This is a genomic window from Actinomadura sp., from assembly GCF_044508335.1.
GTDB lineage: Bacteria > Actinomycetota > Actinomycetes > Streptosporangiales > Streptosporangiaceae > Spirillospora.
Genome location: NZ_JBIQHY010000040.1, coordinates 9,158 through 22,736, shown reverse-complemented (window position 1 = coordinate 22,736; position 13,579 = coordinate 9,158). Strand labels below are relative to the sequence as shown.

Annotated in this window: 14 protein-coding genes; 7 read left to right on the top strand and 7 right to left on the bottom strand. The window is 72.0% G+C overall.

The window, feature by feature from the left end; translation table 11 throughout:
• Positions 1 to 37: 37 nt before the first annotated feature.
• Positions 38 to 712: a response regulator transcription factor gene (locus tag ACIWVC_RS16280; RefSeq protein WP_396448111.1), complete on the top strand. Its 675-nt coding sequence runs from the start codon at positions 38 to 40 to the stop codon at positions 710 to 712.
• A complete protein-coding gene (locus ACIWVC_RS16275; RefSeq protein WP_396448109.1) occupies positions 705 to 1,835 on the top strand; it encodes a sensor histidine kinase in 1,131 nt (376 codons plus the stop codon). Before ACIWVC_RS16280 ends, ACIWVC_RS16275 begins: the two co-directional genes overlap by 8 nt.
• Before the next feature lie 141 nt (positions 1,836 to 1,976).
• Here the strand turns inward: ACIWVC_RS16275 and ACIWVC_RS16270 are convergent, their stop codons facing one another.
• Both ACIWVC_RS16270 and ACIWVC_RS16265 read right to left on the bottom strand, forming a co-directional pair.
• Positions 1,977 to 2,750 (bottom strand): ABC transporter permease, encoded by a 774-nt coding sequence (locus ACIWVC_RS16270; protein WP_396448108.1) that lies wholly within the window; start codon positions 2,748 to 2,750, stop codon positions 1,977 to 1,979.
• The gene (locus ACIWVC_RS16265; protein ID WP_396448107.1) at positions 2,747 to 3,697 is read right to left on the bottom strand and encodes an ATP-binding cassette domain-containing protein; all 951 of its coding nucleotides are present in this window, start codon (positions 3,695 to 3,697) and stop codon (positions 2,747 to 2,749) included. The genes ACIWVC_RS16270 and ACIWVC_RS16265 overlap by 4 nt, the downstream gene beginning before the upstream one ends.
• A 286-nt stretch (positions 3,698 to 3,983) precedes the next feature.
• Here ACIWVC_RS16265 and ACIWVC_RS16260 point away from each other — a divergent pair, with 286 nt between their 5' ends.
• A complete protein-coding gene (locus ACIWVC_RS16260; protein ID WP_396448106.1) occupies positions 3,984 to 4,721 on the top strand; it encodes a helix-turn-helix domain-containing protein in 738 nt (245 codons plus the stop codon).
• A gap of 49 nt (positions 4,722 to 4,770) precedes the next feature.
• Here ACIWVC_RS16260 and ACIWVC_RS16255 read toward each other — a convergent pair whose 3' ends face one another.
• The gene (locus ACIWVC_RS16255) at positions 4,771 to 5,964 is read right to left on the bottom strand and encodes a site-2 protease family protein (protein ID WP_396448105.1); all 1,194 of its coding nucleotides are present in this window, start codon (positions 5,962 to 5,964) and stop codon (positions 4,771 to 4,773) included.
• 227 nt (positions 5,965 to 6,191) lie between these two features.
• Between ACIWVC_RS16255 and ACIWVC_RS16250 the strand changes: the two genes are divergently transcribed.
• The 3 genes from ACIWVC_RS16250 (at position 6,192) to ACIWVC_RS16240 (ending at position 8,183) form a co-directional block, all read left to right on the top strand.
• Complete coding sequence (locus ACIWVC_RS16250) at positions 6,192 to 6,641, top strand: hypothetical protein (protein WP_396448104.1); 450 nt, start codon at positions 6,192 to 6,194, stop codon at positions 6,639 to 6,641.
• A 95-nt stretch (positions 6,642 to 6,736) separates the two neighbouring features.
• Entirely contained in the window at positions 6,737 to 7,543 is an 807-nt protein-coding gene (locus ACIWVC_RS16245) for an SDR family NAD(P)-dependent oxidoreductase (RefSeq protein ID WP_396448103.1), read from the top strand.
• Positions 7,544 to 7,649: 106 nt separating this feature from the next.
• Positions 7,650 to 8,183, top strand: a complete 534-nt coding sequence (locus tag ACIWVC_RS16240; protein WP_396448101.1) for a GNAT family N-acetyltransferase — start codon at positions 7,650 to 7,652, stop codon at positions 8,181 to 8,183.
• A gap of 140 nt (positions 8,184 to 8,323) precedes the next feature.
• Here ACIWVC_RS16240 and ACIWVC_RS16235 read toward each other — a convergent pair whose 3' ends face one another.
• Positions 8,324 to 9,346 (bottom strand): LLM class flavin-dependent oxidoreductase, encoded by a 1,023-nt coding sequence (locus tag ACIWVC_RS16235; protein ID WP_396448100.1) that lies wholly within the window; start codon positions 9,344 to 9,346, stop codon positions 8,324 to 8,326.
• 78 nt (positions 9,347 to 9,424) lie between these two features.
• The gene (locus ACIWVC_RS16230) at positions 9,425 to 10,171 is read right to left on the bottom strand and encodes a class I SAM-dependent methyltransferase (RefSeq protein WP_396448099.1); all 747 of its coding nucleotides are present in this window, start codon (positions 10,169 to 10,171) and stop codon (positions 9,425 to 9,427) included.
• A 118-nt stretch (positions 10,172 to 10,289) separates the two neighbouring features.
• Here ACIWVC_RS16230 and ACIWVC_RS16225 point away from each other — a divergent pair, with 118 nt between their 5' ends.
• Complete coding sequence (locus ACIWVC_RS16225) at positions 10,290 to 11,222, top strand: helix-turn-helix domain-containing protein (RefSeq protein ID WP_396448097.1); 933 nt, start codon at positions 10,290 to 10,292, stop codon at positions 11,220 to 11,222.
• 28 nt (positions 11,223 to 11,250) lie between these two features.
• Here the strand turns inward: ACIWVC_RS16225 and folE are convergent, their stop codons facing one another.
• On the bottom strand, positions 11,251 to 11,889 hold the full coding sequence (gene folE, locus ACIWVC_RS16220) for a GTP cyclohydrolase I FolE (protein WP_396448096.1): 639 nt from the start codon (positions 11,887 to 11,889) through the stop codon (positions 11,251 to 11,253).
• 51 nt (positions 11,890 to 11,940) lie between these two features.
• Positions 11,941 to 13,176: an NAD(P)/FAD-dependent oxidoreductase gene (locus tag ACIWVC_RS16215; protein ID WP_396448095.1), complete on the bottom strand. Its 1,236-nt coding sequence runs from the start codon at positions 13,174 to 13,176 to the stop codon at positions 11,941 to 11,943.
• Positions 13,177 to 13,579 lie beyond the last annotated feature (403 nt).

Genomic DNA, 13,579 nt, shown 5'->3' with positions numbered 1-13,579 from the left:
TACGTCGGCGATATGCCGGGCTACGTACCCTTCGAGCATGCGTGTGCTGATCGTGGAGGACGAGCCCTACCTGGCCGAAGCCGTCCGGGACGGTCTGCGGCTGGAGGCGATCGCCGCCGACATCGCCGGGGACGGCGACTCCGCCCTCGAACTGCTCGGCGTCAACTCCTACGACCTGGCCGTCCTCGACCGCGACATCCCCGGGCCGTCCGGCGACGAGATCGCCCGGCGCATCGTCGCCTCCGGCAGCGGCATGCCGATCCTCATGCTCACCGCCGCCGACCGGATCGACGACAAGGCGTCCGGGTTCGAGCTCGGCGCCGACGACTACCTCACCAAGCCGTTCGAGCTCCGCGAGCTCGTCCTGCGGCTGCGGGCGCTCGACCGCAGGCGCGCGTACGTCCGGCCCCCGGTCAGCGAGATCGCGGGGCTGCGCGTGGACCCTTTCCGCCGCGAGGTGTTCCGGGACGGACGCTACGTCGCGCTCACCCGCAAGCAGTTCGCGGTCCTCGAAATCCTCGTCGCCGCCGAGGGCGGTGTCGTCAGCGCCGAAGAGCTGCTCGAGCGGGCCTGGGACCAGAACGCCGACCCCTTCACCAATGCCGTGCGCATCACCGTTTCCGCATTGCGCAAACGGCTCGGTGAACCGTGGCTGATCGCCACGGTGCCCGGTGTCGGCTACCGCATCGACACCGGCGAGAGCGATGGATAGGCGTCCGGGGCTGAGCGCCCGGCTGAAACTGACCCTCAGCTACGCCGGATTCCTTTTCCTGGCGGGCGGTCTTCTGCTGGCCGTCGTGTGGGTGTTCCTGCTGCGCTACGTCCCGGACGGCCCCATCATGGCGCTCGGATTCGTGCCCAACCGCTCGGATCTCCTGCGCGCCTTCGTGCCCCGCGCGATCACGGCGCTGGCGTTCCTCCTGCTGTTCGGCCTGCTGGGCGGCTGGATCCTCGCCGGCCGGATGCTTGCGCCGCTCACCCGGATCACGGACGCGGCGCGGATGGCCGCGAACGGGTCGCTGTCCCACCGGATCCGCCTCGAGGGCCCGAACGACGAATTCCGCGTGCTCGCCGACGTGTTCGACACCATGCTGGAACAGCTCGAATCCCACGTCACCGAGCAGCAGCGGTTCGCCGCCAACGCCTCCCACGAACTGCGCACCCCGCTGGCGATTTCGCAGACGCTCCTCGACGTCGCCCGCAACGACCCCACGCGGGACCAGGGCGACCTGATCGAACGACTCCATACCGTCAACGCGCGGGCGATCGACCTCACCGAGGCGCTTTTGCTGCTGAGCCGCAGTGACCGCAGGAGTTTCACCCGCGAGCCCGTCGACCTGTCTCTTGTCGCCGAAGAAGTCGCCGAAACGCTGCTTCCGCTGGCGGAGAAGCGAAAGATCACGCTTGAGGTCACCGGGGAGGCGACACGGATTGTGGGGTCTGGGGAACTGATCCTGCGGATGGTGACGAACCTCGTCCAGAACGCGATCGTGCACAACCTTCCCGACGGCGGGACCGTGACCGTCCACACCGAGTCGCAGTACGACGTGAGCGTGCTGCGGGTCGAGAACACGGGGCGGCTGCTTCCTTGGGAGCTGGTTCCGACCCTTACTGAGCCCTTCCAGCGCGGGACGCGGCGTGTGCGCAACGACGACGAGCACGCCGGTGTCGGCCTCGGGCTGGCCATCGTGCACAGCATCGTCCGGGCACATGACGGGAGCCTCGACCTGACGCCCCGGCCTGAGGGCGGTCTTATCGTCACGATCCGACTCCCCCGGTTGGCGCCGGTCCCGTCCCCGAACGGGAGTCTCGCGGGTCGATGGGACGTCCGGTGACGCCGACCCCATCGGGGCTGCTGACGTCCGCCGGGTGAGTCGCCTGACCTTCGGTGGATGCGCGTCCCGCCGCGGCTTGAGTGGACGTGGTTCAGAGCCGTCAGACCTGTGGAGTCTGGCGGCCCTGACGGGAGACGTCGGTCAGGACTTGTTGAAGGTGCGCTTGGCCCACAGGTACGAGAGGGCGGCGATCGCGGCGCACCATGCGGTGGCGATGGCGGCGCTGTTGCCGATCGGGGTGCCGAGGAGCAGGCCGCGGATCGTCTCCATGATGGGGGTGAACGGCTGGTATTCGGCGAACCAGCGCAGGGCGGCGGGCATCGAGTCGGTGGGGACGAAGCCGCTGCCCAGGAAGGGCAGCAGGATCAGTGGCATCGGGGCGTTGCTCGCGGCCTCGGGGGTGGGCGACTTCAGGCCGAGGGCGACCGACAGCCACGTGATCGCCACGGCGAACAGGGTGAGCAGGGCGGCGGTGGCCGCCCATTCGGTGGCGGTGGCGTTGGGGCGGAAGCCGATGGCCAGCGCGATGGCGATGATGACGGCCATGCTCAGCAGCTGCTGGATGACACTGGCGACGACGTGTCCGGTCAGGACGGAGGCCCGGGAGATCCGCATGGTGCGGAAGCGGGCGATGATGCCTTCGGTCATGTCGGTGGCGACCATGACGGCGGTTCCGGTGGCGGCGGTGGCGGCCGCCATGAGCAGGATGCCGGGGACGATGTAGTCGACGTAGGTCCGGCGGTCGCCGCCGAGCCCGCCGCCCAGGGTGCCGCCGAAGACGTAGACGAACAGCAGCAGCAGGATCGCCGGCGTGATGATCAGCTGCACGGTCATGGAGGGGTAGCGGAGCATCCGCTTGAGCTGGCGCCGGACCATGGTGGACGAGTCGCGGGCGGCGAGGGCGAGGGTGCTCATCGGGCGTTCTCCTTCTGGCGGCCGGTCAGGGTGAGGAACACGTCGTCGAGGTCGGGGGTGTGGACGCTCATCTCGGCGATGTCGATCGAGCGCTCGTCCAGCACGGTGAGCAGTTCGCGGATCGCGCGGACGCCGACGTCGCCCGGCACCTGCAGGGTCAGCGCCTCCGGGTCGGCGATGCCCGCGCCGAGGGCGGTGCGGGCCGCGTCGAGCAGGCCGGCGTCGGCGAAGGCGAGTTCGATGTGGCCGCCGGGGATGAGGCGCTTGAGTTCGCCTGCGGTGCCTTCGGCGATCAGCCGTCCGCGGTCGAGGAGGGCGATGCGGTCGGCGAGTTCGTCGGCCTCCTCCAGGTACTGGGTGGTCAGGAAGACCGTCACGCCGCCGGCGACCAGTTCGCGGACGATGCCCCACATGGTGCGGCGGCTGCGCGGGTCCAGGCCGGTGGTCGGTTCGTCCAGGAAGATGAGGCGGGGGTCGCCGACCAGGGTCATCGCCAGGTCGAGGCGGCGTCGCATGCCGCCGGAGTAGGTGCCGGCCGGCTTGCGTCCGGCGTCGGCCAGGTCGAACCGGTCGAGCAGCTCGGCGGCCCTGCGCCTGCCGTCCCGGCGGGAAAGGTGCCGCAGGTCGGCCATCAGGAGCAGGTTCTCCTCGCCGGTGAGCAGCTTGTCGACCGCCGAGTACTGGCCGGTGACGCCGATCGCGCCGCGAACGTCGTCGGCCTGCCGGGCGAGGTCGTATCCCGCGACCCGGACGGTTCCGCCGTCGGCGCGGATCAGGGTGGACAGGATCTGGACGGTGGTCGTCTTGCCTGCTCCGTTCGGGCCGAGCAGGGAGAAGATCGTCCCTTCGGGGACGGTCAGGTCGATGCCGTCGAGCACGACCTTCTCGCCGTTCTTGTCGCGGTAGGACTTGCGCAGCCCTCGGGCCGCGATCGCCGGGTTCGTCATCGGGAGGCTCCTTGATCAGGGCTGTCGTCACAGGCTGCGGGCGGGGCGGCGACCGTGTGCGTCGTTGTCTCCTGCCCGGACGGTTGTTTCCGATATTGGAAAAGCTACGTTGCGTTTAGAGATCCATCAACAGCCTTGTTGCGTTTGCTATGCATACATGCAGCTCAGAATTGAGAAATCGTTGCAACTGAGTTGCGAGTAACGCAACGGAGGAGAACGTGGCTCGTTGCAATGGATGTCAGGTGAACGCTATGGTGCCGTCACCGGGAGCGTGAGGGAGGACGCGATGCCAGGGGGCAGGCTCACCCAGCAGGAGCGCCGGCAGATCGCCGCGGGGCTGGCCGACGGGCTCGCCTACGCGGAGATCGCCAGGCGCCTCGGCCGCCCGACCTCCACGGTCACGCGCGAGGTGATGCGCAACGGAGGCCCCACCGGGTACCGCGCCGACCTGGCCCACCACGCCGCCGAACGGCGCGCGCGCCGGCGCGGGCCCGCCGCGCCCCGGGGGGCCGCCCCGGCGCCTCTGCCGCACGGACGCGACGCCGAGGCCCTCCGCGAGTACGAAGAGAACTTCACCGCCGTCCTGATGGCGTCGGGCCTGCCCAAGATGCTGGCGCGGGTGCTGGTCTGCCTCCACACCACCGACTCCGGCAGCCTGACCGCGTCCGAACTCGTCCAGCGTCTCCAGGTGAGCCCGGCGTCCATCTCCAAGGCGATCGCTTCGCTGGAGAGGTACACGCTCGTCCGCCGGGAGCGCGACGAGAACCGCCGCGAGCGGTACGTCGTCGACAACGACCTCTACTACCAGTCGATGATGGCCAGCGCCCGCGACATCGCCGACCAGGTCGAGGTCATCCGGCACGGGGTCGAAGTGCTCGGCTCCGGCACCCCGGCCGCGCTCCGCCTCGAGAAGATCGCCCGCTACCTCGACTACGTCGGCGAGCGTTTCGCCCGCGCCGCGGAAGAGGCTCGCGACCTCCTCTATGCAAACCCCGAAGGGTCGCCGGCCGAGCCGAGCGGCTAGGCGGCCGCCGCGGTGTCCCACACCGCCGCGGCGGCCGCCCACCTGCGGGTCACGGCCGCCAGGTCCGCTCCTCGTGCGGGATCATCAGGTCGGCGCCGCGCGGGGGCGGGTAGGGGCGGCTGCCGCGGAAGTCGCTCAGCTGCATCGTCCGGCTGATGTCGCTCGGGCTGACCAGCCCCACGACCTGCCCGCCGTCGCCCAGCACCACGGCGCGGCCGTCGGTGCAGCCGGCCATGCGGGGCAGCAGGTCGGTCAGCAGGTCGTCCGGATGGGCGGTCGGCACCTGGTCGGGCGGGCACGCGATGTCGGCGAGGCGGAGCACCGAGCGCTCCTCCGGGGCCGTCGACCGGATGCGGTTCAGCGTCACCAGGCCCGCCAGGCGGCCGTCCTCGACCAGCGGGTAGGTGGAGAAGCGGTGCGACAGGACGACCTGGTCGATGAGGCTCTGCACCGTCCGCGCGGCGTCCGCCACGACGGGGTCGGGGGTCATGACCTCGCCGACGCGGACGCCGTGCAGCGCCGCGTTGACCCGGGTCTGCTGCTCCTCGGAGCTGGCGGCGCCGACGACGAAGAGGCCGATCAGGATCAGCCACAGCCCGCCGAAACCGACGCCGACGACGAACTGGATGAACCCGAAGGCGATCAGGATGTAGCCGAACAGGCGGCCGGCGCGGGCGGCGGTGACGGCGGCGGCGGTCCGGTCGCCGCGGCGCCACCACAGGAACGCGCGCAGGACCCGCCCGCCGTCCAGCGGCGCGGCGGGGATCAGGTTGAAGACGGCGAGCAGCCCGTTGATCCCGGCCAGGTAGGCGAGCGTCTCCACGCCGAGGCCGGGGCCGGTCGCGGCGTGCGCCACCGCGGCGGCGACCGCGAAGACGCCGCCGACGACGAGGCTGGCGAGCGGGCCGACGACGGCGATGCGCAGGTCCGCGCCCGCCGAGCGCGGTTCGCCGCGCAGCTCGGCGACGCCGCCGAGCAGCCACAGCGTGATGCCCGCGACCTCGATGCCGTTGCGCCGCGCGACGACCGCGTGCGCCAGCTCGTGGACCAGCAGCGACACCAGGAGCAGCAGTGCGCTGACGATGCCCGCCAGGACGTAGGCCCAGGTGGCGAGGCCCGGCTTCACCTCGGGGAACCTGCCGAAGGCCAGCCCGAAGACCAGGATCACCACGATGACGATCACGCTGTAGTTGAGACCGACTCTGATGCCGGCGATACGGCCGAGCCGGATCGACTCCCTCATCGGTCTCCCTCGTCCGCCGCGCTTCCCGGGTAGCGATGAGTTACCCGCTGCCCGGACGTTCTATGCCGTCCAGCGCCCCCGCGAAGCCCCATCCCGCACGGCTTTCCGCAGCCGCGACACCGGACGCGCCGCCGGCCTGCGGGCACTCCTGCGATGGGGCGGTCTCCGCCGCGCGCATAGCGGGTGGGGGCGGGTGGTTTCGCGGATTGGGCGGGTAACGCGGAGGCATGGACAGACTGACGCGCGGACTGATCGCCGGCGCCGCCGGGACCACCGCCCTCAATGTGGTGACGTACCTCGACATGGCGCTTCGGGGACGTCCCGCCAGCAGTACCCCCGACCAGAGCGTGGAGATGATCGCGGACGCTGCCGGAGTCGGACTCGGCGACGGTGAGAAGGCGGAGAACAGGAAGGCCGGGCTCGGCCCGATGCTCGGTTTCGGGACCGGCCTCGGCGCCGGCGCCGTGTACGGCGCGGTCGCCGGGGGCCGCAGCGTCCCGAAGCCGGTCGCGACCGCGGCCCTGACGGTGCTCGCCATGCTCGGTTCGAGCGCGCCGATGACGGCGCTCGGCCTGACCGACCCCCGCGAATGGTCGGCGGCGGACTGGCTGATGGACGCCGTGCCCCACCTCGCCTACGGCGCCGTCGCCGCCGGCGTTTACGACGCCCTGAACTGACGCCGTCCGCGGCCGGGCTGCAACCCGGCCGGGCGCCGCGGGGTTCAGAGGGTCCACGTCCGATCGGGCGTGGACGCTCTCTGAAAGGGAAACTCATGGATCTGCGGCTTGCCGGACGCGTCGCCGTCGTCACCGGGGCGTCGAAGGGCATCGGACTGGCGGTCGTGCGGACGCTGCTGGACGAGGGCGCCCGCGTGGCGGCGGTGTCGCGCAAGCCGGGACCGGAACTGGACGCGCTCGCCGGGCCGGACCTGCTGCACGTCCCCGCCGACCTCATGGACCCGGCCGCCCCGGCGACGGCCGTGGAGCGGGCCGTGGCGGAGTTCGGCGCGCTCGACGTGCTGGTCAACAACGCGGGAGGCCCGCCGCCCGGGGCGACGCTGCCGCGGTTCGGTTTCGCGGGCCTGTCGGACGACGACTGGCGCGACATGTTCGAGTTCAACCTGTTCGCGGTGGTCCGGGCGGTGCGGGCGGCGGTCCCGCATCTGCTGCGGAGCGGCGCGGCGTCGATCGTGAACGTGTCGTCGGGCAACGGGCGGCGCCCCGGGCCGATGAACCACGACTACAACGCGGCGAAGGCGGCGCTGAACAACCTGACCAAGGGGATGTCGGAAGAGTTCGCGCCGCAGGGCATCCGGGTCAATTCGGTCTCGCCGGGCCCGGTCCGGACACCGTGGTGGACGGACGAGGGCGGCGCCGCCGACGTCATCGCCGCGGCGACCGGCTCCGACCGCGACGCGGTGCTGGACGGCGGCGCCGCCGAGATGATGGGCCTCACGACCGGCCGCCTCGCCGACCCGCAGGAGGTCGCGGACGTGATCGTCCACCTGGCGTCGCCGCGCTCGGCGAGCACGACCGGCGCCGACTACGCGGTCGACTCCGGTTTCCTCAAGGAGATCTGAGGCATGGGCTTGCCCGTGGCCGTCCAGAACACCGGCCACGGGCAGCGCCCGGCGCCCGTGGAAATTGCTTTGCCGCCCGGGTGCCCTCCGCGCTAGAGAATGGGACATGCGCAAGCTCGTGCCGCCGACCACCGCCGTTCATGAATCCTTCCTGGACGCGATGGAAGAGTTCCGCGCGGAAGGCCGAGCGGACCCCCGTGACGAGAGCTCGATCGCGCAGGAACTCCGCGAATTCGGCGACACCTGGCGCGACCCCGAGGTGTTCGGCCGCTACGTGCAGATGCTGGTGGACGAGCAGCGGACTCCCCGCCGCGAAGGCTTCGTGACGGCCACCAACCTCTGGTTGATCGACGGGGACGAATATCTCGGCCGCATCGCGATCCGCCACCGGCTCAACGACTTCCTCCGCGAAATCGGCGGTCACATCGGCTACGACGTCCGCAAATCCGCGCGCCGCCGCGGCCACGCCACGTACATGCTCAAGGAAGCGCTCCCGATCGCACGTTCGCTCGGCATCGAATCCGCGCTGATCACCTGCGATGTGGACAATGTCGCCTCCCGCAAGGTGATCGAGGCCAACGGCGGCGTGTTCGAGGGAGAGCACGGCGGCAGACTCCGCTTCTGGACCCCCACCGCCTAGCCGCCCACCGCCCCTCGGCAAGGCGGCGCTCCCTCCGGGGCGCACCTTGGCGAGGCCGGCGCGCATGTCGGTGAGGGTGAGCGTCGCCCAGTAGGCGAGGTCCCGTTCGGTCGCCGGGCCGTGGCCGGGACATGCGGCCTTCAGCGCCAGCCGAGCTCGGGCGCCACGTAGGTCAGGATGTTCTCCAGGACGTGCGCGTTGTAGTCCACGCCCAGCTGGTTGGGGACGGTGAGCAGCAGCGTGTCGGCGGCCTGGACGGCCTCGTCGCCGGCGAGCTGCTTGACCAGCACGTCCGGCTCGGCCGCGTACGTGCGCCCGAAGACCGCCCTGGTCTTCTCGTCGATCATCCCGATCTGGTCGCGCGAGTCGGCGTCGCGGCCGAAGTAGGCGCGGTCCAGATCGCTGGTCAGCGCGAAGATGCTGCGGCTGACGGACACGCGCGGCTCGCGTTCGTGTCCGGCGTCCTTCCACGCCTGCCGGTACGCCTCGATCTGCTTGCGCTGCTGGACGTGCAGCGGCTCGCCCGTCTCGTCGTCCTTCAGCGTGGAGCTCTGCAGGTTCATGCCGAGTTTCGCCGCCCACACGCTGGTGGCGTTGGAGCCCGAGCCCCACCAGATGCGGTCGCGCAGCCCCTCCGAATGCGGCTCGATGCGCAGCAGCCCGGGCGGGTTCGGGAACATCGGGCGCGGGTTCGGCTGAGCGAAGCCCTTGCCCTCCAGCACCGTGAGCAGCACCTCGGTGTGCCTGCGCGCCATGTCGGCGTCGGTCTCGCCCTCGGCCGGCTCGTACCCGAAGTACCGCCACCCGTCGATGACCTGCTCCGGCGACCCCCGGCTGATGCCGAGCTGGAGCCGCCCACCGGAGATCAGGTCGGCGGCCCCGGCGGTCTCGGCGAAGTACATCGGGTTCTCGTACCGCATGTCGATCACGCCGGTGCCGATCTCGATCCGCGAGGTCTTCGCGCCGATCGCGGACAGCAGCGGGAAGGGCGAGGCCAGCTGCCTGGCGAAGTGGTGCACCCGGAAGTAGGCGCCGTCGGCGCCCAGCTCCTCCGCGGCCACGGCGAGATCGATCGACTGCAGCAGTGCGTCCGCCGCCGACCGGGTCCGCGAGCCCGCGCCGTCGCTCCAATGACCGAACGAGAGAAAGCCGATCTTCTTCACATCGGCGTCAACCGTCTCGGCGCCCTCGGGATTCCGGCGTGGGGTCAGGCGGACCCCAAGTGCCGGGAAAGGTTCGGTTCAGCTCGCCGGCCGGCCCGCCTGGACGAACGCGACCCGGCCGAACCTGTGGTCGGAGTGCGCGACCTCCCGGGCGTCGGCGAACCCGGCCCGGGTGAGCAGCGCGACGATGCCGTCGTCGTGGTCGCCGGCCGCGGCGGGGGCATGGGCCGTCCGGGGACGGATGAGGCCGGGCAGGTGCCGGAGGGCGTGGGCCGGGCCGCCGCCGTGCGAGTCGTGCCCGCCGCCTCCGCCGGACGCCGGGCCGCCGAAGTCGGCGATGGTGATCTTTCCCCCGGGCCGGAGGGCGCGCAGCGCGTCGCGCGCGAACGCGTCCCGGCTCTCGTCGTCGACGTGGTGCAGGGCCAGCGCGGAGACCACATGGTCCAGCGAGGCGTCCTCGGCGGGGATGCGGTCGGCGTACCCCTGCACGAGGGTGAGGGCGACGCCGCGGCGGCGCGCCTTGCGCGCCGCTCTGCGCAGGGCGGCGCGGTCGGGGTCCAGGCCGGTCACCCGCGCGCTCGGCTGGGCCGCGAGGACGGCGAACGACAGGTTGCCCGTGCCGCAGCCGACGTCGGCGACCGCCTGCCCGGGTTCGATCCCGGCGATCTCGACCGCGCGCCGGTGCAGCACGCGGACGCCGCCCAGCCGGGTGAGGGCGTCGTAGAACGGCAGAAGCCAGGTCTTGCCCGCGCCGGGCAGGAACGGGCGGTCGCGCTCCTGCGGCGTGCGGTGGTCGAGGATGCGTACGCGGGCGGAAGCCGCCATGGGTGCTCCTTGTGCGTCAGGTGGCGGGCCGGCCTGCGGTGGCTCGCGGCCGATCCCGGGTCATCACCTCCAGTCTTGGATATTCCGTGGATCTGGAGCAGGACATACTTTGGCGGCTATGGGACATTCTTCGGTCGGTGCCCCGCTGGGCGCCGGGGCGGCGCTGGGCACGGTGCGGCTCGACGGGACGCCCGTCTACCGCTACCGGCAGCGGCCCGGCGCGCCCGCGGTGTCGGTGATCCGGTTCGACGGCGCGGCCCACGCCGGCCTCCCGCCGAACCACCGCCACGCCCACGACTTCCTCACGCTCGTCTACGTCGAGGAAGGCGCGGGCTCGGTCGTCATCGACGGCACGGAGCGGCCGCTGCGCGCCGGCGACGTGCACGCCGTGTCGCCCGGTCAGGTCATCGAGGCCGCGGCCGTCGCCGAACTCGCCGGCGGCCGGGCCTGGGCGGTCGCGTTCCTCCCGGACGCCGTCCCGGCCCTGGCGTCGGTCTCCCCGCTGGCGTGGGCGCACCAGCCCCTCCTCGCCCTGTTCGCGCCCGGCGCGGGGTACGGGCGGGTGGCCGCGCCCGACCGGGCGGCCTGGTCGGCGTGGGCGGCCGAGCTGGCCGCGGAACTCGCCGATCCGGGCCGCCTCGGCGCCCACGAGGCCGCCGCCGCCGCGCTCACCCGGCTGCTGGTGGCCGCCGCGCGGCTGGCGCCCGCCGCGCCCGGCGCACCGGATCCGCTCGTCGAGCAGGTCTTCGCCGAGATCGAGGCCGTGTTCCGCGAACCGGTCTCCGCCTCGGACGTCGCCCGCGCGCTCGGCTACACCCCCGGGCACCTCACGACCGTCCTCCGCAGGCGCACCGGGCGGCCCCTGCTCGAATGGATCACCGAGCGGCGCATGATCGAAGTGCGCCGGATGCTGCGCGAGACCGACCTGCCGCTCGACGCCGTGGCGGCCCGGGCCGGGCTGCGCGACGCCGCCTACCTCGTCCGGCGATTCCGCGGCCGCTACGGCATCACCCCGCAGCGATGGCGTCGCGCCGAACGAGCATGGCCCTGACGGCCGTCACTCCCCGGGGGGCGTCCGGTCAGTCCTTGCCGGTGACCCCGGCGAGGAATTCGGCGCGGGTGCGGGCGTCGGTGCGCAGGAGCCCGAGAAGCGTGGACGTCAGGGTGCGCGTGCCGGTGGCTTGGACGCCGCGCAGGGTCATGCAGGTGTGCTCGGCTTCGATGACGACCCCGACGCCCTTGGGCGCGAGGTTGTCCTGGAGCCAGTCGGCGACCTGCTTGGTGAGGCGTTCCTGCACCTGGGGACGGCAGGCGAAGTGCTCCACGATCCGGGCGAGCTTGGACAGCCCCAGGATGCGCTGGCCCGGGAGGTAGCCGACGTGGGCGGTGCCGACGAACGGCAGGAGGTGGTGCTCGCACACCGAGCGCAGCGGGATCGAGCGGACGAGGACGAGTTCGTCGTAGCCCTCGTCGTTGGGGAAGGTGGTGAGGTCGAAGGGCCGCGGGCTGAAGAGTTCGGCGTACGCGTGGGCCATGCGGCGCGGTGTGCCGCGGAGGCTTTCGGAGTCGGTCGCCACGCCCAGCGCCGCGAGGAACTGGGCGGCGGCCTCTTCGGCGGCGTCGAGGTCCACGCCGCTGTCGTCGGGCACGACGTGCAGGGGCCCGCGGGCGCGGGCGGCGGCGTCGGGCAGGTGGACGGAGTTCATCTGAGAGTGCATGTCGGTTTCGCCTTCGTTGTCGAGTGCGGACGGCGGACGGCGCGTCCGCGCTCAGGCGTCCAGGAGCCGGTCGAGCGGCGCGTCCGGGTCGGCGAGCGCGGCGGGGTCGATCGTCCGGCCCGACCGCACGAGGCGCTGGATGTCCTTGTTGACGTCCCAGATGTTGACGTTCATGCCGGCCAGGACGCGGCCGCCGGCGAGCCAGAAGGCGATGAACTGCCGGGCGGCGAGGTCGCCGCGGACGACGACGTCGTCGCAGCTCTCGGGTTCGGCGTATCCGGAGTACTCCATGCCGAGGTCGTACTGGTCGGTGTAGAAGTACGGCAGGCGGTCGTAGACGGCGTCCTCGCCGAGCATCGAGGCCGCGGCGACGGCGGGCTGGTTCAGGGCGTTGGCCCAGTGCTCGACCCGGATGTGCCTGTGCAGCAGGGGGTGGAAGGCGTTGGCGACGTCTCCGGCGGCGTACACGTCCGGGTCGTTGGTGCGCAGGGAGGCGTCGACCAGGACGCCGTTGCCGACGTCCAGCCCGGCGCCGGCGGCCAGGGACGTGTCGGGCGCGGCGCCGATGCCGACGACCACCGCGTCGGCGTCGATGCGGGTGCCGTCCGCCAGCCGCACACCGGTCGCCTTGCCCGCGTCCCCGGTGATCTCGGTGATCTTGGCGCCGAGCCGCAGATCCACGCCGTGCTCGCGGTGCAGATCGGCGAAGACGCCCGCGATCTTCGGCCCGAGGACCCGCTGCAGCGGCAGCTCGTCGGCCTCCAGCACGGTCGCCTCGACGCCCGCCAGCCGGGCGGCGGCGGCCACCTCCAGGCCGATCCACCCGCCGCCGACGAACGCGACCCGGCGGGCCTGCCGGAACCTGCCCCGGATCGCCTCGGAGTCCCCCAGCCGGCGCAGGTAGAGCACGCCGTCCAGGTCGGCGCCGGGCACGGGGAGGGGCCGCGGGGTGGCGCCGGTGGCCAGCAGCAGCTTGTCGTAGGCGATCGTTCCGCCATCGGCGAGGGCGACCGTCTTGCGGTCCCGGTCCAGCTCGGTGACGCGCGTGCCCAAGCGCAGCTCGACCTGGTGGCCGTCGTACCAGTCACCCGGGTGCACGAACACCTTCTCGCGCTCCTGTCCGCCCTGCAGGTAGCCCTTCGACAGCGGCGGACGCTCGTACGGCCGCTCGCTCTCTTCGCCGATCAGCACGACGCGGCCGGTGAAGCCGCGCTCGCGCAGCGCCTCGGCCGCCTTGGCGCCGGCCAGGCCCGCCCCGACGATGACGAAGGTTGGTTCGGTGCTCATCGCTGCTCTTCCTCTCCTCGCCGGCCGTGGCGGCCGGACGGTGGTCGATGTGGTACGGCCGGGGCTCGGATTCGCGCGCCGAACCGGCCCCGGCCGTCGTCGAGGCGGCCGCCCCCGTCGTCCCCCGGCCGCCCGCGGGCAGTCGATGCGCGGGCAGGCGAGGGCGCACCGTACGCGCGTGCACTTCGATGCACGCTAATTTCACCAACAAGTATTGGTGTTATTCGCCGAATACGTCAAGAGGGCCAGGCTCTTGCTTCTTTCGACCGGCTACGTTCGCGATATCTCGATGCACGGCGAGTGATCTCCACGCGGTGCCGCACCAGCCTCCGCACGACGCAGAGCGGCGGCCTGCCATGGCGCTCGTGCGTCAGCGGAAGAGCTGCCGGGTCATGACCTCTTC